Genomic DNA, 15,999 nt, shown 5'->3' on the forward strand with positions numbered 1-15,999 from the left:
ACATGGTCCGCGAGATTGTGACCGACGGCGAGCACCGCCCACACAGCTCCGAACGTCGCGAGAGTTGCGACCTGCTCAATGCTCGTCATCGGGCACCGCCAGCAGCAGCGTTAGTGCAGAGAAGGTCATATCGGTAGCCGGCCTGCGGGTCCCGGAGCATCCAGTTGCCCTTGCCCAGCTGGTGAGCGAGCCGCACCATCCCGGTGGTCTCCTGGGTCTCGGGGTTCTCGCCCCACCGTCCACCGGACCGGTCGGCGAGGTAATGGGTGCCTGCCGACAGCGCCAGGCCGGCGGCCGCGTACCGCCAGTTCAGGCGCAGCCCCAGGCCGCGGTCGGCGAACAGGAGTGCGGCCGCCTGGACGGCCGTGTACTCGGCGACATGTCGAGCACAGGCACGACGGCCCTCCGAGCCGGGCAGGCCCTTGGTCACCGCGTGCGAATCGCGCTGCACGAGGTGGTCGGCTCCCTCGTGGGCCGCGGTCAGCGCGGCGTAGCAGGAGGGGAAACGCAGGGCTGCGGTCGTGACGGACGTGCGGCGGGCGGTGTTCATGGCGTTGTTCTCCCTGGGGGTTGGGGTGCCGTTAACGAACGGCGAACCAGGTGACAAGTAACCCGCCGGTAGCTTCCTGGGTGGTTCTCACTGCTCTGGGCGCATTGTCTGGTTGAGGGGTGTGCTGCCGGTACGGCGCCATGGTTTCTCGTACTTGCCGCCGCACGCCCGGCACACAGCTCGGAAGAGTGCGGCGGCGGGGCCCATCTGGTCGCTCGGTTCGGCGGGGTACTCGGCGTTCTGGATTCGCGCGACGAGCTGCGGGGTGGTGCAGGTGCACGCGCGGGGACTGGACGCGCGCGTGCGAGAGCTGGCGGGGCCGGAAGGCGGGCTGTCGACGAAGTCGGTCCGGTAGCCGTCGATCGGCTTGTACTTGGTCCGCTTCGTGGCCTTCTCGAACCGCCGCTTGCTGGTCTGGCTGGGGAAGATCAGGAGGAGCCCGGCCAGGAGCCGAAAGGCGCCTCCTCGGACCCGTCCCGGGTCCGGGTCGAAGACGGCGGCCGTGACACCGGCCTCGTCGACGAGGGGTACGCCGCCGGCGTACCGGGGATCACCGGTGCTCCAGCCCACCGTCGCGGTGACGTCGTGCTCATCGGCGAGCTTCGCGAGGGCTTGGCCTATGCCGGGACGGAAGCGGGTCGCGACCTCCCGCAGCCGCCCGGTCTGGGCGGCGCGGGCTGCTTGCTCGGCCTCAGTCGCTGCGTCCAGGGCCTTCGCGCGGGAGATGGCGTTCTTGGCGCGGATCTCGTCCCGCTTCTTCTCCTGGGCCGCCCGTAGCGTGGCCAGATGGGCTTCGCGGATGCGCGTTCGGCGTTCATCCTCAACGAGGTAGGCGTCCTCGGCCTTGATGTACTGCGGGGCCGTGAAGACCTGCGGGAGCTGGCGGAGCGGGTACGCCAGGCGGGCGCGTGGGGTGTGCGGGATGACCTTGCCGGTGAACACCCAGTGCAGGAAGTCGGCGACGGCCACCTGCGGGGCCGGTTTCCACAGCGAGCCGGAGAACTTCACCAGACCCTCGGCGACAGCCGGCCCCTGGTCGGCGTTCTCGGTGGTGAGCCGTACGGAGGGGACGGTGCCGAGCCACGGTGGGCGGGGCCGGTCGCTGAACCAGATCGAGGTGACGCCGTCGGCCCGCATCCGATCGGTGCGGGCGGTGATGTCGGCGCCGGTGATCGGGGCGAGCTGTGCTTCGAGGGCAGTCTTCCAGGCCCCGGCGGGGTCGGTGGCCAGGACGTCGGCCCGCCAGGTGCCGCCGGGGCCGGGGACTTCGAGTTCGGCATGGGCGCCGGCGTCGCGGGCGGCTCCGGCGAGTTCGAGCTTGAGGAGGTGGTGGGCGACAGATTCCAGGCCGAGCGCGCAGGTGGGGGCGCCGGGGGCGTGGGCGAAGAACCGTAAGCCAGTGCGGGAGGTCTTCGCGTGCATCGGGTGGCGGCACTCGTCGCAGGTGATCGGCGCGGGTGGCCGGGCCTTCCACACCGTTTCCCAGCTCTGCCCGCATCCGAGGTCGGGCAGGTGCGCGAAGACGGTTCCCCACTGCTGGTGTACGGCCCTGAACGCCACGCTGGCCCCCCTGCTGGTCGGCAAGGAGGTCAGTGTGGCGTGGGGCACTGACAGTGCATCAGGCTGCGGCCGTCTCCGGCTCGGGTGCGGGGTCCTGGGGCAGGGGGTGGGCGAGCTGGAGGCGGCTGCCCATGTTCAGCCGCACCTCGCCGTAGGGCTGGATATGCATCCAGAACAGCGGGGTCAGGGCGCGTTTGTCCTCCTCGGTCAGGAGGTTCGCCCACTCAGGGTCGGCGAGCATGTCCTGGATCATCAGGGTGTTGACGAAGACGAGCGCGGTCTGGAGCAGATGGAGAGCCAGTACTGAGAGTTCTTGCTGGTCACGGCGGTTGGAGGAGAGTTCGCCGCTCTTGCCGAAGAAGATGATGTCGTTGGCTCCGTTCCAGCCCTCGACGACGTTGAGGCCCTCCTGGATCTCGCGCTGGAGGTCACGGTCGCGCAGGTAGCGGGCGACGAAGATGGTCTTCTGCGCCCGCCCGACTTCGAGCATGGCCTGGTAGACGGGGTGGGAGGCGGTGCGGGTGAAGCGCCGCAGGATGGCCTCGGTGGAGGCGGTGCCGACCCGGATCGCGGTGGCGTACTTGATGAGCTGGTCGTAGTTGTTCTCGATGACGTCCCAGCGGATCGGGCGGGTCATCGCGTCGGCGAGGTTGTCGTAGGTGTCCTCGTCCTCGCGGCCGGGCCGGTAGAGCTTGACCTTGTTGATCTGCTTGATGCGCGGCAGCAGGTCGTAGCCCAGGAGCCTGGTCAGCCCGAAGCCGATTTCCGACTGGCCGTGCGAGTCGACGTAGTTGCCCTCGGCCTGCATGGTGGTGGCGTGCCGCATCATGCCCTCGATGGCGGCGGCGACCTCGGAGGCGGTGCAGTTCAGAAGCTGGCTGTGAATGGCCATCGAGCCTTTCTCGATGTGCCAGTACACGAGCACGCCGCGGCCCCCGTAGCGGGAGTGCCATTCGGTGAAGATGTTGCGGTCCCAGGCTTTGAAGTGCGTGGAGTCGGAGGCGACGGTGGTGGTGCCCTGGCCCCACACGGTCTCGGAGCGGGCCGCGAAGGTGGCATTGGCGATCTCGACGCCGGCGGCCTTGAGGCCGACGGCGGTCAGGTAGCGGCGGGCGGTGTAGCGCAGGTCTTCCTCGCTGTGCCCGTGGGGGCCGGCGGCGACCGAGCTGATCCCGGAGTTCGTGCCGTACGCGTACGCGATCAAAAGCAGGCGTTCCAGCAGCTTCGCCTCGTCGATCGACTCCCTCGTGCCGACCGGGGCGAGGGCCTTGAGCATCCCGGTGCGCAGGGCGGCCTCTTTGAGGATGTCGATCAGGGCGACGGTGCCCCATTTCTTGCGGATCGCTTTCTTGAGCTTGCGCAGGTTGACGGGTTCTTTCTGTGGCTCGGGGTCGGTGAACTTGATCGCCCCGTTGCGGTTCTTGCCGCTGATCGTCACCCACGGCAGTTTCGGGAGTTTGGTGTCCAGGGCGCCGAGCTCGGCGCGCATCTCGCTCTGGAGCTGGGCGGTGAAGACCTTCCCGTCGCGCGGCTTGTTCAGCTTCTCGTAGTACTCCGCGCGCCTCATCTCGAAGTCGTCGGGCAGGTCGTCGTCGGGGTTGCGCCACTTGTCGGCGCCGGTCACCCAGATCTCCTTGCAGCGCAGCCTCTCGCGCAGGGCCTGGAAGACGCACGCCTCGTAGACCGTGCGCATGACGCGCTTGGGCCCCTTGTCGGGGGTGAAGATCGCGAACTCCATCCAGTCCTTGCGCACCACGCCGTCCAGCGGGATGGTCTCGCCGAGCGGCAGGTAGGTGGTGGAGGAGTCCTTGTGCCGCTCGATCAGCTTCAGGGCGTCGATGACGGGCTTGTGCCGGTGATTGGAGGAGTGGAACTCCAGCACGCCGAGGAGCTTCATCAGCCCGCTGCGGTAGTGGTTGCTGTAGGAGGACTTGAACACCTCCCGCTTGTTGCGGGCGAACTCCGCGTTGGTGGCCTTCAGCTCGGCGACCAGGTCTTTCAGGGTCTTCTCCCCGCCGGCGGCCGGGTAGATGACCTCCTTGACCGAGCCGTCGGGGGCGCCGAGGGACGCGGCGGCGATCTTCCCGAGCAGCCCGGCCTTGCCGCGGACCTTGGTGAACTCCGCGACGAACGCCTCGGTCACCTTCTTCTCCGCCCGCGCGTTGATCCGGTGCACGGTGGAGTTCAGCAGCTCCACCAGCGTGTCGGTGATCTCCCGCTGCCGCTGGAACAGCAGCGCCGCGAGCAGGACGTGGCGAACGGGGGCGTCGAAGCGGCGCAGATGGCTCGGGGAGGACGCCGAGGCCCGCGCCCGCCAGGCGTTGACGACCCGCACGCCGATCCCGGTGAAGGCGTCGGCCGGGACGTCGACGGCACCGACCTGCTTGAGTTTGGTGATCTCCTCCAGCAGCGAGTTGAGGCTGACATTGCCGGGATGGGCCTTGATCTGCGAGAGGACCGCCTCACCGTCGGCCTCCTCGCCGTCCGCGGTGTCGCCGGCGTCCTCGCCCTCGGCCTCGGTTGTGGTGTCGCCGGGCAGGTCGGTAAAGACCAGCGCGTCGAGCCGCTGCGGACACCCCTCGACCCGTGCCAGGCGGTGGGCGACCTCTGCGACGGCCCGCTCGTCGGCCTGGTGCAGCGCGGACTTGAGGATCGCCGTGATCTGATCCGCGGTCGGAGGCTCGATCAGTTCGGCCCGCATGAACCGGTACAGCTCGATGCGGACCTGTTCATCGCGCCGCTCGTCGTGCCAGATCGCATCCACCAGGTGCGAGACGGTCTTGGTGGTGTCGGTCTGGCTGCATTCGTGCCAGCCGGTCGCATCCCGGATCTCACTGCGGTGCCGCTTCGCGGCCCGGGAGGTGAAGTCGTAGAACGCCAGCTCCGAGGCCGGCACCCCGGTCTGCTTCGCGAGGTGCTCGACCGCGTCGGCGGGGAGTTCATGCCGTGCCCGGGGAAACCGCCCGCGCCAGGTCAGGAACTTGAGCTGAACGCTGAAGCCCAGCCTCGTGGCCCCCGCCTTGTTCCGTAACCAGCCCGCCTCGTCGCTGCCCAGGGTGAAGTGGTCCACCACCCCGTCCAGACCCAGATCCCGCCCCACCGCATGGCCCCTTTCGCCCGCCCCCACGTGATCAGCCCTCGGGGCTGGACGGTAGAGCCGCCGACGCAGGGCGGCCGCGGATATCGGTGAAGCAGCCCGGCCGGGCGGGCGGACCTGGTAGAGACACCGCCGAACTGCCAGCGCCCCCGGCGGGGCCGTCACTCTCCCCGCGGGGGGCGTACGGGCCTCGTCAGGGCCGGGGCAGCGGCAGGCCGGGCAGCTGCGGGTGGCGTAGGTGCTGGCCACCGTCGTAGACGTGCAGGGTGAAGGTCTCCGGGCCCGGGGCGCCGGCCGCGTCGTAGGCGTCCAGGACGCGCTCGATGCGTCCCCACAGTTTCACCGGGCCGCCCTCGCGTACCTGCCAACCGCCGTCCGTGGGGGTGAGGGTGGCGGCGGAGCCGGTGACGACGTCGACCAGGTGCACGGTCTCGCCGACGGTCACCATCTGTGCGTCGGGCACCGCGCTCTGGGCCAGGAAGCGCAGGTGGAACGCTTCGTCGGTCGCGGCGGTGATCCGCTCCGGGTTCTGCCGGGAGGCTCGCGGTTTGTCCGGGAGGCCCGCGGCCCAGTGGGCGGGATTCCCGAACACCGGCGCCGCGTGGGTGCGGGCCGACATGAAGGAGACCGTGCCGCCCAGCAGCCGGCCCTCGGCGGTGCCGTTGGCGTCGACGGTGAGCAGGACGCGGGCGTAGCCGTAGAGCCAGCCCGACAGGGTGAGCAGGATCTTCCCGCCCGGCCGGGCCTGCGCGAGCAGCGCGGGCGGCACGGCGCGGAAGGAGCAGGCGGCCACGATCCGGTCGAAGTGGGCCTCGGGCCAGTACCCGTACAGGCCGTCCGCCACCGCCAGGGTCGGCGTGTACCCGCAACCGTGGAGCGCGCTCGCGGCCTGCTCCAGCCGGCGGCCGTCGACCTCGATGGAGGTGATGTCGGCGGAGCCGAGCCGTTCACAGGCCAGCGCGGTCGAGTAGCCGGTCCCGGTGCCGATCTCCAGCACCGTGTGCCCTTCGTGGAGGTCGGCATCAGCCCACATCCGCAGCACGAGCGAGGGCAGTGTGGAGGAGGAAGTCGGGGCCCCGCCGTGCCGCACGACCGGGTTCTTCCAGTCGATCTCGTCGCCGTCGAACTGCGTGATCAGGGTGGTGTCGGAGTATGCCGCGGCCAGCCACCGGCCGTAGTCGAGCTCGGCGGTGACCGGCTCCCACACCGTCAGCCCCATCTCGTCGCGCTCCTCGGCGGGGAGGTAGAAGCCGGGCACGAACCGGTGCCGGGGCACCGCCTCGATGGCCGCCCGCCAGGCCGGATCGCCAAGGACGGCGTCCTTGGCGAGGGTCTTCGCCATCGTTGCGCGCAGCGCTGCGGCGTCGGTCTCACAGTCGGCGGGCATGGTCATGGCCTGCCGCCTCCATTTCTGCTCAAGATGTCGGCGAACGCCTCGGTGATCTGCTCGGCGTCCGGGAGCCAGCCCCACTGTCCGTTCGGGTTGCACTCGATCGCGGTCCAGTGCCCGGGATCGTCGCCGTCGCCGGTCAGGGCGAAGTCGAAGCAGCCGAAGACCAGGCTGAACGAGGCCAGGTAGCTGTGCAGTGCGGCCTCGACGGGGGCCGGGACGGTGATGGGGGCGTGGATCAGCTCGTCCCAGTCCCCGCGGCGCCAGTCCAGCGCACCGTCCGGGGCGGCGATCTGCTGGGCGAACACCTTCTGCCCGACCACGGTGACCCGTACGTCGCCGGTCTTGGGGATCTCGGCCTGGAAGAGGTGCGCGGTCACCGCGAGGGAGTCGTCGAAGCTGTCGGGGTTCACACGCTGGGCCCAGATCGCCCCCGCGTGCCCGTCCTCGCCCGCCGGCAGGCCGCGGAAGGGCTTGTAGATGATGTGCCCGTGCTCGGCGGCGAACTTGTGCACGGCCTCAATGTCGTTGGTGACCAGGGTCGGCGGGATCGTCAGGCCGAGCTCGGCGAAGCGCTGGAGCTCGGCGGGCTTGAAGTCCGCGGCGGTCACGGCGGCGGGATGGTTCACGTACGCCGCGCCGTGCAGGTGGTTCAGGACACCGCCGAGCCCGTGCCGGGCTTCGGCGACGCAGAAGTCCCGCTGCTGGGGCGGCAGATGCCCGAACCGGGCGGTATAGGGGGTGGGGCGGCGGTAGTACACCGCCGCCACCTCCCCCAGCTCCACCTCCCGGCTGCCGGTACGCAGCCGCCCGCCCCACGCCGGACTGTCCTCGCCGATACGGAACCCGAAGGCCAGGCCAGGCCCGATGTCGGCGGGGTCGAGGCGTACGACGGGCACGTCGCGCTCGTTCAGCGCGGCGATCACCTTGTCCGCCGTGAAGTCCTCCAGCGCGGTGACGACCAGGACAGTGGAGGTCATCGGTCAGTCCGACTCGTAGTCGGTGGTGTTGTCGTCCTGGGTCTGCGGCTGCGGGTTCTGCCCGTCGCCGCCCCCGGACATCGACGCGGTGCCGGTCGTCTTCGACGTACCGTGCTTGCCCATCGCGACGACCTGGCCGGCGGTGTCGGTGTAGCGGGCCATCTGCGTGGACGCATCCAGCGTCACCGCCGCGCACGGCGGCGGGCCGATGGGCAGCCGGTCGGTGACCAGCCGCATCGCCCACGGAACCTGGGGTGCAAGCATCGTCATGCGAAATCCCTTCCCCTGTACCGAACGTCAGCCGAGCGACTGCCGCCTGAGAAGAATCGGTGCCCCGCACCCACCCTGACCAGTACCGTAGAGGTCGCGAAGCGTGGCGGAAATGCCACGCTCTGTATTCGCAGGCGGGGAAGGCGAGGCAGCGATGGCCAGCAGATCCGGCAATGCACACCTGGAGCTGTGGATCGCGGCGACGGGCCTGTCCCACGGAGAGATCGCCCGGCGCATCGCCGCTGCGGCCAAAGCCCGAGGTCACCGCCAGATCGCACCCGACGCAACCCGCGTTCGCCGCTGGATCGACGGCGAGAAGCCCCGCCCGCCGGTGCCCGCCCTGCTCGCGGAAGTTCTCTCCGACATGGTCGGGCAGCCGCTCACTCCCGGTGATCTCGGACTGACGGCCGCCGGTCCGGAGCTGGATAGCATCCAGCTCCCGCTGCTGACCGAGGCAGCCGCCCAGGCCCTGGCCGGATGGACGCAGATGGACCTGTTCATGAACCGCCGCGACACCCTCAAGCTCGCCCTCGGCGCCCCGCTGATCCTCGCCGCCGAGCGGATGCTCGGCTCCACCGCCCGAGCCCTGAACACCCGGGCGAAGGGCTTCGACGCGGACACCGTGACCGCACTGGAAGAGGTGACCGCCTTCTTCACCCAGGCCGACGCCTCCAAGGGCGGCGGCCTGTACCGCTCGGCGATCGTCGCCCAGCTCGCCGAGGTCGCCCGCCGCATCCAGGACGGCATCCCGCCGTCCCTGAAGACCCGGGTCTTCGCGGCGACCGCCGACCTGGCGGCCCTGGCCGGGTGGGTCAGCCACGACGCAGGCCGATACCCCGTGGCACAACGGTTCTGGAGTTACGGGATTTATGCCGCGAGTGAGGCCGGGCAGCGGGATCGCGGGGTGGAGATCGTCACCCGCATGTCGCACCAGATGATCTACCTAGGCCATCCGGCCGACGCCCTCGGTCTCCTCGGCGTCGCCGCGAAGAAGGCGAAGATGCCCGCGACCCGGGCGCTGGTCGCCTCGCAGACCGGCCGGGTGCACGCGGCCCTCGGCAACGGACACCGCGCACAGACGCACCTCGGCGTGGCCGACGAGCTCCTGGCGGAGGGGCTCTGCGACGACGTCCCCGACTGGGTGGCGTACTTCGACGCGGCCGAGCACTCAGGCGCCCGCGCGGTCTCAGCCCGTGACCTTGCCGGACTCGGCCGCGACCGCCGGCCCGCGAGCATCCACTTCCAGGACGCGCTCGCCCTGCGCAAGCCCGGGTTCGACCGGGTGAAGGTCATGGACCGCGTCGGCCTGGCCGCCGCCCTGTTCGACGAGGGCGAAGCCGAGCGCGGCGCCGCCGCGGCCCACCAGGCGCTCGACGACGCCGCCCGCCTCGACTCCACCCTCGTGGCCTCCCGGCTCAACTCACTGCTGGACGCCGCCCGCCCGTACGAGACCACCGCGGTCGACGACGTACGCACGCGGGCGCGGGATCTCGCCGCCGCCCGGCCGACCACGATCGCCGCCTGAGACCATCGAGGCATGGGCAAGCACTCCCGACCCGGACCACCCAACCAGCCGTCCCGCGCGGTGCCGCCGGTCGCTGCCGACGACCCGCTCGCCGCGTACAACAAGCGGCGACGCCCGCCGATGGACATCTGGCGCAAGCACCGGCCGCTGCACGGCGGCGGCAGCCACGTGCAGCCCGACGAGGCACGGGCCCTGATCACCTGGAACGGCTTCTCATACGAGATGACGGGCACCGCGCCGACCCTGGCTGCCGCACAGCAGTGGGTGACCGAATCCCCAGGTACCGAGACCGCAGACGAGTAGACGCCACTGCACAGGCCCCACGACGGCAGCTGTAGCGTCAGCCGTCGAACTGATCTCCGGGGCGGGAAGGCAAAGGCTGTGACGGTCCCCGCCCCGGCTCTACTCCGCAGCGGCCTGGAGAGCCTGCCGGAGCTGGTCCAGGGTGGGAACGCCCGCGAGGCCGCCCGGAGTCCGGTACGCCCGGCAGGTGAGCCCGGGTACGCGGCCGGGCTCGGCGAACGGATCGCGCCCGTCGAAGAGGATGGTCGGTGAGCCGGTGAAGCCGAGCCGCTCGGCCTCGGCCTGGTCGGCGACGACGCGGATGGCGAGACCGGTGTTACCCCGCCCGGTGCAGTCCAGCACCAGCCGCAACCGCTCAGCCGCGGGCCGCCCGTTCGGGCAGTCGGGCACGACCAGGATCTCGATCTCCATGCCTCCAGCGTCGCTCATCGCTCCGTACGGTCCGAAAGGGCCGACCTCGCCGGCCGCCCGGACGCCGAGCAGTGCGGCGCCGCCCTTCGTTCGGTGATAGCTGGAGAACATCGCACCACCGTACGACGGCGGCGCGGACTTCCGGCCGAGTCTCATGCGAAGTTGCCCGCGACGCGCATCGTGTCTGTCCGTAGCCGCTGTAACGCAGTGTCATTCTCACAAATGACCATCTGTGAGAGTTCTGAGAACGGCCCCCGAGTGATCACGTTTCCGCAGGTCGCCACTCGCAAAAGTCCCCTCAAAACCCGCACGTTGTGCGAGGCACTTCTGAGAGACTTCCCGCATGGATCTCACACCCGATCAGGCAGCAATCGCGGTAGAACGTCACGACTGCGCGAAATGTGACGCGCCCGCCGGCAGCGCCTGCCGCACCCGCGGCGGGAAGACCGCCGCGAAGTACCACACCCCCCGCTTCGTCCTCGTCCCCGCGCTCCGCGAGGAACTGGAGATCCTCGTCCCCGCCGACCGGCACCCGGGCCGCGCATGGAAGCAGGGCCCAGCGCTCGCGATCGTGCCCGCGCCCCGCACCGAGCAACCGATCAGAATTGGGTACGCAAGGACGTCCACCGCCCGCCAGGAGCTGGCGAGCCAGCTCGAAGCCCTCCACCGGGCCGAGTGCCACAAGATCTTCAAGGAACAGATCAGCACCCGCGTCAAGGTGCGGCCCGAGCTGGAGAAGGCGCTCGCGCTGGCCCACCAGTTCAAGGAAGCCGCGCCCCAGACGTCCGTCATCCTCACCGTCCACGAGATGAAACGTCTGGCCAGGAACGCGGCCGAACTGATGACCCTGTCCGCCGGGCTCCAGGCCGGCGGCATCCAGCTCGAACTCCTCACCGGCCCGCTCACCGGGATCTACGACCCCAACGGCATGGGTGCCATGTTCTTCGCCGTCCTCGCCGTCGGCGCCCAACTCGACCGCAACTACATCCGGGAAAAGACCCTCGAAGGCCAGGTCATCGCCGCGTCCAAGGGCAACCACGGCGGACGCCCCAAGGTCATCGATGACGACATGCTGACCTTCGCCGTCGCGCTCAAGGACAAAGGCATCCCCGTCCCCGACATCGCGAAAAAGCTCACCATCAAGGTCGGGAAGAACGCGGGTACGAACCCCTCGGTCGCCTCGCTCTACCGGGCGCTCGCCGAAGCCGAGGCCGCCTCGGTGGACGACGGCCTGCCGCTGCGGCCCAAGGCCGCCCGTATCCGCCGGCCCGGAGAGCCGCTCACCGCCGAGGAGATCGACCTGCGCGAACGGCTCCAGGCCCAGCCGCACCCCAACGCCGAGCGGCGGTAGGGCCCGCCCGCGTGCTACCGGCTGAGATCGGGCACGTGGCGTCCGTCGTCCAGACGTACGTAGCGTCCGGCGGGGTAGTCCGCGTTCAGGGTGAGGTGCGGCCGGCCGGTCCCCATGTCGACGGTCCAGTCCCCGGAGCCACCGGTCAGGATCAGCGGCGGCCCGTCACCGATCCCGCACTCGGTACTCGGCCCTGTGGGCACCACGACCTCGATCGGTGTCGAGTCGTCCAGCCCCGCGAGGAGAAGGAGGAGACGGCCGACAGTCAGCGGCTCCGGCGGCGTGTGCTCATAGCGGTAGACCATGGTCAACAGACTCGCAGAGAGGCAGCCACCGAAGGCTTAGCGCATGATCCGACACGGATGTTCCGAGACCGCAAGACCATGATCAAGTGCCTAGCGCTAATGGCTGTTCCGTTGGTCCTACCGACGCCAATTGCACCCGCCGCGAAGAGGCGCCTTCGTTGCGAAAGCTACTGGCGGGTTACTTGTCACCTGGTTCGCCGTTCGTTAACGGCACCCCGGGTTGAGTCTCGGGTAGACGGAGTTTCAGGCCGCGTTGCGCTGGCGGGCCTTGTAGTCGCGGTGGTACTCGCGCTTGGCGGTCTTGCACGGCTCGCAGGGGTCCTCGAACCGGCGAAGGTGGCGGTGGTAGGCGGCGAGGGTGCCGCAGGGCTGCAGCTCCCGGCCGCCCTGGCGCTGGCGCCGCTCGGCGGAGTGCAGCCGGCACGCCTCGCGGCACGCGGGGCAGGCCCGTTCGTCGGACCGCAGGTGCCGCTTGTAGCCCGCGATGGTGCCGTGCGGCCAGTCGCTTCGGTCGCTGGCCGGGGTCTGCGTTTCGACCGGCGGGTGCAGCTTCTGCTCGGCGACCTTCAGGAGCGTGGCGGCCTGCCGGGTGGAGAGCGGCAGGTGCATGCGCTGGGCGGCGAACAGCATCGCTTCCACGGCCTGCGCCCGGGCGGGCGGCTCGGGCCGCTCCTCGTCGGTCGGCCTGCGCGGCAGTTGCGCGACCTTCATGTCAGATCACCTCGCCGGGGCTGTGGCCGGACTCCGTGCGGAGCTGCTGGAGCTGCTGTTCGGTGCGCTGCTTGCGGGCGGCCAGCGCGTTGTACGCGTCGACCGTCTCGGCGAGCAGGCGGCGCAGGAGGGTCGTCTCGTCGAGGAGGTACTCCAGGTCCTGGGGGGCGTGGCCCATGAGGCGGGCGTTCGCGCGCTCGAGGTCCTCGTCCGGGTCCGAGCCCTCGTCCCAGGTCTCCAGGTCGACCTCGTGCAGGAGATCGCCGTCCGTCCAGGAGAAGGGCGTGGACCAGCCGGTGATGGTGCCCGACTCGTCGCGTACGACGTGCTCGAGGGCTCCTTCGCGCCACACCTGCAGCCGTCCCTCGCAGTCCGAGACGAACCACGGCCCCTCGCTCGCCGCGTCGAGGCGCTCGCGGATCGCCTGCTCCCGCAGGGCGGGCGCGGCCGCCGGGGCGGCGGCCTCGAGCGCGGTGAACGGCGTCAGCGCGGCGGCCACTTCGTCGGGGGTGAGGAGGAAGTCCTCGTCCGCCGCGTTCTGGGCGAGGCCGGCCACGTCGGCCAGGACGCGCTGCGCCACGGCGTACCGGCGGCCGGTGTCCGTCAGCAGGTCGGTCGTCGGTTCGGCGGGCTGCGTCGAGGGCGAGGTGTGCGTCATGGGCGAGTGCCTTCCGGGAGGAGCGGCCGGGCCCGGGTAGGGGCCCGGCCGGGTGGGTGGGGCGCGGTCAGAACGGCGGGTCTTCGGCGCAGCCGCCGCTGAAGTCGACGAGCCCGTACTGCTCGATGCGCTCGTTGATGCGGCGGCGGAAGCGGGTCACGGCCCGCTCGGAGATGCGCTCGAAGCGCGGGCAGTCGGGGTGGCGGCAGTCGCCGCACCACATCTCGAGGTCGTCGCCGGTTCCGATGATCATCGGGCGCGTGTGGTAGCCGAAGGTCTCGGCGGCCAGGGCCTGCTGGCGGCGGGCGGCGCGGCGGGCGGACATCCGCTCGAGGCGCTGCCGGTCGGTCGGCGGGGTCCAGGGGTGCGTCCCGGCCAGCGGGTGCCACCGGTCCTCGCGGTGCTCGCGGGCGGCGACGTCGCACCAGCCGCACCCGTCGGGGTCCGGCATGGCCGGCCGTCCGGGGTCGATGTACCGGTGCAGCCCGCTCTCCCGGTCTCGGATCATGAAGCCGGGGATTTCGGTGCTCATGGGGTCGGGTGCTCCGTTCGGGGCGTGGTCCGGGGGCCGGGCGCGTGGCGTCCGGCCCCCGGGTTGTCACAGCTGGCGATCGATGGGCAGCAGGAGGACCGTCAGGCCCAGCGGGTTGACGGCGGTGGTCGGCCGGTCCGCGCCGAGGACCTCGGCCAGCGCCTCCTGGAGGCTCTGGTCGGCGACCTGCATCGTGTTCTGGCCGCTGAGGTCGAGCCGTCCGAGGGTCAGGTAGAAGCGCAGCAGGAGCTTGATCGCGTTGCGGGTGTCGACCGTGGTGGGCGGGTTGACCCCGGCGCGGGCGGCGGCGGCCGCCATGTCGGCCTGGGTGAGCCGATTGATGAGGCTGAGGTTGAGGTCGGTGCCGAACTCGCCGAAGAGCTCGAAGGCGACGGCGGTGGCCTTGCGGATTTGGTTGTGGCGCTTGCAGGTCGGGCCGGGGGTGCCCTTGCCGTAGACAGATCGGGCGTCGGAAAGAGTCGCCATGGCGGGGTTCTCCTTGCTGGTGGGGCGGTTGGGGTGCCGAAAGGAAGCCGGTGCGTGGGGAGCGGGTCCCGGGGGCCGGGCCCGTAGGCCCGGCCTCGGGGGGTCAGCCCACCGGGGTGGCGGTGACCTTGTAGTCCGTGGCCCGGATCCGGGCCGCCGCCGTCCGCGCGTTCTGGGCGCTGACTCCGGTGAACCTCTTGGCGTTGGTCAGGAGGACCGTGCGCTGCTGCTCGGCGTCCTCGGTGGCCAGGCCCCGCAGTTCCTTCTCGGTGGCCGTGCGCTGGTCGTCGGGGACCAGGTAGCGGACCGCCGTGGGGACCGTGTAGCCGTTGGTGTCGGTGAGTCGGATCTCGTAGGGCATGGCCTGCTCCTCGTTGTTCGCGTGGCTCTCTGTCGGCACTGAAGACATTACGCGAAACCCAATACACAGGCAATAGAAACGAGGGGGGCGGCCATCTTTCCGGGGCCAATAACCCCTGATCAGGCGGGCGTTGCAGGGGGCTCGGGGAGGGCGTAGCCGGTATCTCCGGTCTCGCAGAAGAACGCGTCGTCGTGGCGCACCCCGCGCGGCCACAGCCCCTCGCAGGGCCGGTTGTCCATGACCACGCAGCCGCCCTCCTCGAGCATCAGGCGGAACCACGCCGTGCCCCGCTCGCCGTACGGCACGTCCCGGTGGGCGGCATCGGGCAGGACGGCACCAGTGTGCGAGGCGATGCTGCCGGGGACGGGGCGGCCGGCGTCGTCGAAGACGGTGCCCAGCGTGCCGATGACGACCGGGCCGATGCAGGCCATGCACGGGCAGTGCGCCCGGCACTCCCGGCCCCGCGCGTGCGCCTCGCCGGGGTTCCAGCGCGGCCAGTGCCCGGTGCGCACGACCCAGCCCTCCTTGGCCCAGCGCTTCTTGACGCCGGCGCAGGTGCGGCAGGACTTGGGGGCCGCTCCCCCGTGGGCGGCGATCATCCGCTCGTACGCGGCCCGGGTGTCGGGCATGGTCCAGTACGTGTTCACGCACCCGTAGCCCCAGTCCGGCTTGCCGCCCCGCTCCAGCGGCAGCATCCGCGGGCCGCTGGACGCCTCGAGCGCCAGGCCGAGCAGGTCGCCGGCCACGTCCGCGTCGGCCGGCCACGCCCCGCCGGGCACGGCGGCCGCGACGGCGGCCGCCACCTTCTCGGCCCGCTCGCGGGTGAGGTACTTGAAGCGGGTGGCGCGGCGCCCGTCCGGCGTGGAGACGCCCCAGCACTGGGAGTCCTCCCAGGCCGGGTACTGGCGCAGGAGCTGCTCCTCGGGCGGCAGCGGGAGGGACCATCCGGTGTGGACGACCAGACCGCCCCGCTGCAGGAAGCCGGTGCCGGGCTTCTTCGGCTGCCCGGCCGGGAGGGCGGGCGTGAAGGCCACCTCCACCGCCGCAGCGGAGGAGGTGGCCGGCGCGGAGCTCACGACTCGTCTTCCAGGACGACGGGAACCATCAGGACGCTGCGCTTGCCCGGCGCGCCTTCGACGGCGAAGGGCATCAGGCTGTCGGCGGCGCCGAAGACGGCGTTGGCGACGTCCTGGTTGCAGTCCTCCCAGCGCACCGGCTCGGTGACGGCTCCCACCACGGCGTCGAAGACGTCCTCGTTGGCGGGCGGCTCCAGGCCCAGGGCCTGCGCGACGGCGGCGACCTGGTCGGCGGACAGCTTCGGGACGTGACCGCCGCGGCGGAACGCCTCGCGGATGAGCAGGGCGGCGTAGTCGGCGGGTCGGCTGGCTTCACTGGGCTGGGACATGGGCTGCTCCTCAAGGGGAGGGGGCTCTTTGTCGGCAATCCCCATTCTACGCGAAACCCAATACACACGGAACATGCGTGACGTGATCGACATAGCGGTCGGGC

The 15,999-nt window shown here is 70.8% G+C and carries 18 protein-coding genes; 3 read left to right on the plus strand and 15 right to left on the minus strand.

Annotation, left to right across the window (positions count from 1 at the left end; all coding sequences use genetic code 11):
* Positions 1–85 precede the first annotated feature (85 nt).
* From QMK30_RS32320 to QMK30_RS32345, 6 genes are all read right to left on the minus strand, one after another.
* A complete protein-coding gene (locus QMK30_RS32320; RefSeq protein WP_283521881.1) occupies positions 86–550 on the minus strand; it encodes a hypothetical protein in 465 nt (154 codons plus the stop codon).
* A gap of 87 nt (positions 551–637) precedes the next feature.
* Positions 638–2,134, minus strand: coding sequence for a competence protein CoiA family protein (locus tag QMK30_RS32325; RefSeq protein WP_283521882.1), 1,497 nt, complete (start codon positions 2,132–2,134; stop codon positions 638–640).
* A gap of 34 nt (positions 2,135–2,168) precedes the next feature.
* Entirely contained in the window at positions 2,169–5,210 is a 3,042-nt protein-coding gene (locus tag QMK30_RS32330; protein WP_283521883.1) for a Tn3 family transposase, read from the minus strand.
* Positions 5,211–5,400: 190 nt separating this feature from the next.
* Entirely contained in the window at positions 5,401–6,600 is a 1,200-nt protein-coding gene (gene tgmC / locus QMK30_RS32335) for an ATP-grasp peptide maturase system methyltransferase (protein WP_283521884.1), read from the minus strand.
* Complete coding sequence (gene tgmB / locus QMK30_RS32340) at positions 6,597–7,577, minus strand: ATP-grasp ribosomal peptide maturase (protein WP_283521885.1); 981 nt, start codon at positions 7,575–7,577, stop codon at positions 6,597–6,599. Before tgmB ends, tgmC begins: the two co-directional genes overlap by 4 nt.
* 3 nt (positions 7,578–7,580) lie before the next feature.
* Positions 7,581–7,847 carry a putative ATP-grasp-modified RiPP gene (locus QMK30_RS32345; protein WP_283521886.1) on the minus strand — a complete coding sequence of 89 codons (267 nt, stop codon included), beginning with the start codon at positions 7,845–7,847 and terminating at the stop codon, positions 7,581–7,583.
* A 154-nt stretch (positions 7,848–8,001) separates the two neighbouring features.
* On the opposite strand from QMK30_RS32345, the gene QMK30_RS32350 reads away from it, so the two are divergent.
* Positions 8,002–9,372, plus strand: a complete 1,371-nt coding sequence (locus QMK30_RS32350; RefSeq protein WP_283521887.1) for an NsdA family TPR-like regulatory protein — start codon at positions 8,002–8,004, stop codon at positions 9,370–9,372.
* Positions 9,373–9,384: 12 nt separating this feature from the next.
* Positions 9,385–9,675, plus strand: a complete 291-nt coding sequence (locus QMK30_RS32355; protein WP_283521888.1) for a DUF6087 family protein — start codon at positions 9,385–9,387, stop codon at positions 9,673–9,675.
* A 99-nt stretch (positions 9,676–9,774) separates the two neighbouring features.
* On the opposite strand, the gene QMK30_RS32360 is transcribed toward QMK30_RS32355, so the two are convergent.
* On the minus strand, positions 9,775–10,197 hold the full coding sequence (locus tag QMK30_RS32360) for a hypothetical protein (RefSeq protein ID WP_283521889.1): 423 nt from the start codon (positions 10,195–10,197) through the stop codon (positions 9,775–9,777).
* Between the two features lie 232 nt (positions 10,198–10,429).
* Between QMK30_RS32360 and QMK30_RS32365 the strand changes: the two genes are divergently transcribed.
* Entirely contained in the window at positions 10,430–11,437 is a 1,008-nt protein-coding gene (locus QMK30_RS32365) for a recombinase family protein (protein ID WP_283521890.1), read from the plus strand.
* Between the two features lie 14 nt (positions 11,438–11,451).
* Here QMK30_RS32365 and QMK30_RS32370 read toward each other — a convergent pair whose 3' ends face one another.
* The 8 genes from QMK30_RS32370 to QMK30_RS32405 form a co-directional block, all read right to left on the minus strand.
* Positions 11,452–11,742 carry a DUF6225 family protein gene (locus QMK30_RS32370; protein WP_283521891.1) on the minus strand — a complete coding sequence of 97 codons (291 nt, stop codon included), beginning with the start codon at positions 11,740–11,742 and terminating at the stop codon, positions 11,452–11,454.
* A gap of 243 nt (positions 11,743–11,985) precedes the next feature.
* The gene (locus tag QMK30_RS32375; protein ID WP_283521892.1) at positions 11,986–12,453 is read right to left on the minus strand and encodes a hypothetical protein; all 468 of its coding nucleotides are present in this window, start codon (positions 12,451–12,453) and stop codon (positions 11,986–11,988) included.
* Position 12,454: 1 nt separating this feature from the next.
* Positions 12,455–13,111 carry a hypothetical protein gene (locus QMK30_RS32380; RefSeq protein ID WP_283521893.1) on the minus strand — a complete coding sequence of 219 codons (657 nt, stop codon included), beginning with the start codon at positions 13,109–13,111 and terminating at the stop codon, positions 12,455–12,457.
* Between the two features lie 67 nt (positions 13,112–13,178).
* Complete coding sequence (locus tag QMK30_RS32385; RefSeq protein WP_283521894.1) at positions 13,179–13,643, minus strand: hypothetical protein; 465 nt, start codon at positions 13,641–13,643, stop codon at positions 13,179–13,181.
* A gap of 66 nt (positions 13,644–13,709) precedes the next feature.
* Positions 13,710–14,129 carry a hypothetical protein gene (locus QMK30_RS32390; RefSeq protein ID WP_283521895.1) on the minus strand — a complete coding sequence of 140 codons (420 nt, stop codon included), beginning with the start codon at positions 14,127–14,129 and terminating at the stop codon, positions 13,710–13,712.
* 103 nt (positions 14,130–14,232) lie between these two features.
* Positions 14,233–14,529 carry a hypothetical protein gene (locus tag QMK30_RS32395; RefSeq protein WP_283521896.1) on the minus strand — a complete coding sequence of 99 codons (297 nt, stop codon included), beginning with the start codon at positions 14,527–14,529 and terminating at the stop codon, positions 14,233–14,235.
* Positions 14,530–14,609: 80 nt separating this feature from the next.
* A complete protein-coding gene (locus tag QMK30_RS32400) occupies positions 14,610–15,566 on the minus strand; it encodes a hypothetical protein (RefSeq protein ID WP_283521897.1) in 957 nt (318 codons plus the stop codon).
* Positions 15,563–15,895, minus strand: a complete 333-nt coding sequence (locus tag QMK30_RS32405; RefSeq protein ID WP_283521898.1) for a hypothetical protein — start codon at positions 15,893–15,895, stop codon at positions 15,563–15,565. Before QMK30_RS32405 ends, QMK30_RS32400 begins: the two co-directional genes overlap by 4 nt.
* Between the last annotated feature and the right edge of the window lie 104 nt (positions 15,896–15,999).

This window comes from Streptomyces sp. H27-C3 (assembly GCF_030063415.1).
Taxonomy (GTDB): Bacteria; Actinomycetota; Actinomycetes; order Streptomycetales; family Streptomycetaceae; genus Streptomyces.

What these genes read in the sequence shown, in the direction of transcription:
- QMK30_RS32345 (WP_283521886.1), bottom strand. Translation starts at nt 7,847, where the DNA reads ATGACGATGCTTGCACCCCAGGTTCCGTGGGCGATGCGGCTGGTCACC.
- QMK30_RS32380 (WP_283521893.1), bottom strand. Translation starts at nt 13,111, where the DNA reads ATGACGCACACCTCGCCCTCGACGCAGCCCGCCGAACCGACGACCGAC.
- QMK30_RS32405 (WP_283521898.1), bottom strand. Translation starts at nt 15,895, where the DNA reads ATGTCCCAGCCCAGTGAAGCCAGCCGACCCGCCGACTACGCCGCCCTG.
- QMK30_RS32375 (WP_283521892.1), bottom strand. Translation starts at nt 12,453, where the DNA reads ATGAAGGTCGCGCAACTGCCGCGCAGGCCGACCGACGAGGAGCGGCCC.
- QMK30_RS32350 (WP_283521887.1), top strand. Translation starts at nt 8,002, where the DNA reads ATGGCCAGCAGATCCGGCAATGCACACCTGGAGCTGTGGATCGCGGCG.
- tgmC (WP_283521884.1), bottom strand. Translation starts at nt 6,600, where the DNA reads ATGACCATGCCCGCCGACTGTGAGACCGACGCCGCAGCGCTGCGCGCA.
- QMK30_RS32320 (WP_283521881.1), bottom strand. Translation starts at nt 550, where the DNA reads ATGAACACCGCCCGCCGCACGTCCGTCACGACCGCAGCCCTGCGTTTC.
- QMK30_RS32370 (WP_283521891.1), bottom strand. Translation starts at nt 11,742, where the DNA reads ATGGTCTACCGCTATGAGCACACGCCGCCGGAGCCGCTGACTGTCGGC.
- tgmB (WP_283521885.1), bottom strand. Translation starts at nt 7,577, where the DNA reads ATGACCTCCACTGTCCTGGTCGTCACCGCGCTGGAGGACTTCACGGCG.
- QMK30_RS32365 (WP_283521890.1), top strand. Translation starts at nt 10,430, where the DNA reads ATGGATCTCACACCCGATCAGGCAGCAATCGCGGTAGAACGTCACGAC.
- QMK30_RS32355 (WP_283521888.1), top strand. Translation starts at nt 9,385, where the DNA reads ATGGGCAAGCACTCCCGACCCGGACCACCCAACCAGCCGTCCCGCGCG.
- QMK30_RS32360 (WP_283521889.1), bottom strand. Translation starts at nt 10,197, where the DNA reads ATGTTCTCCAGCTATCACCGAACGAAGGGCGGCGCCGCACTGCTCGGC.
- QMK30_RS32390 (WP_283521895.1), bottom strand. Translation starts at nt 14,129, where the DNA reads ATGGCGACTCTTTCCGACGCCCGATCTGTCTACGGCAAGGGCACCCCC.
- QMK30_RS32385 (WP_283521894.1), bottom strand. Translation starts at nt 13,643, where the DNA reads ATGAGCACCGAAATCCCCGGCTTCATGATCCGAGACCGGGAGAGCGGG.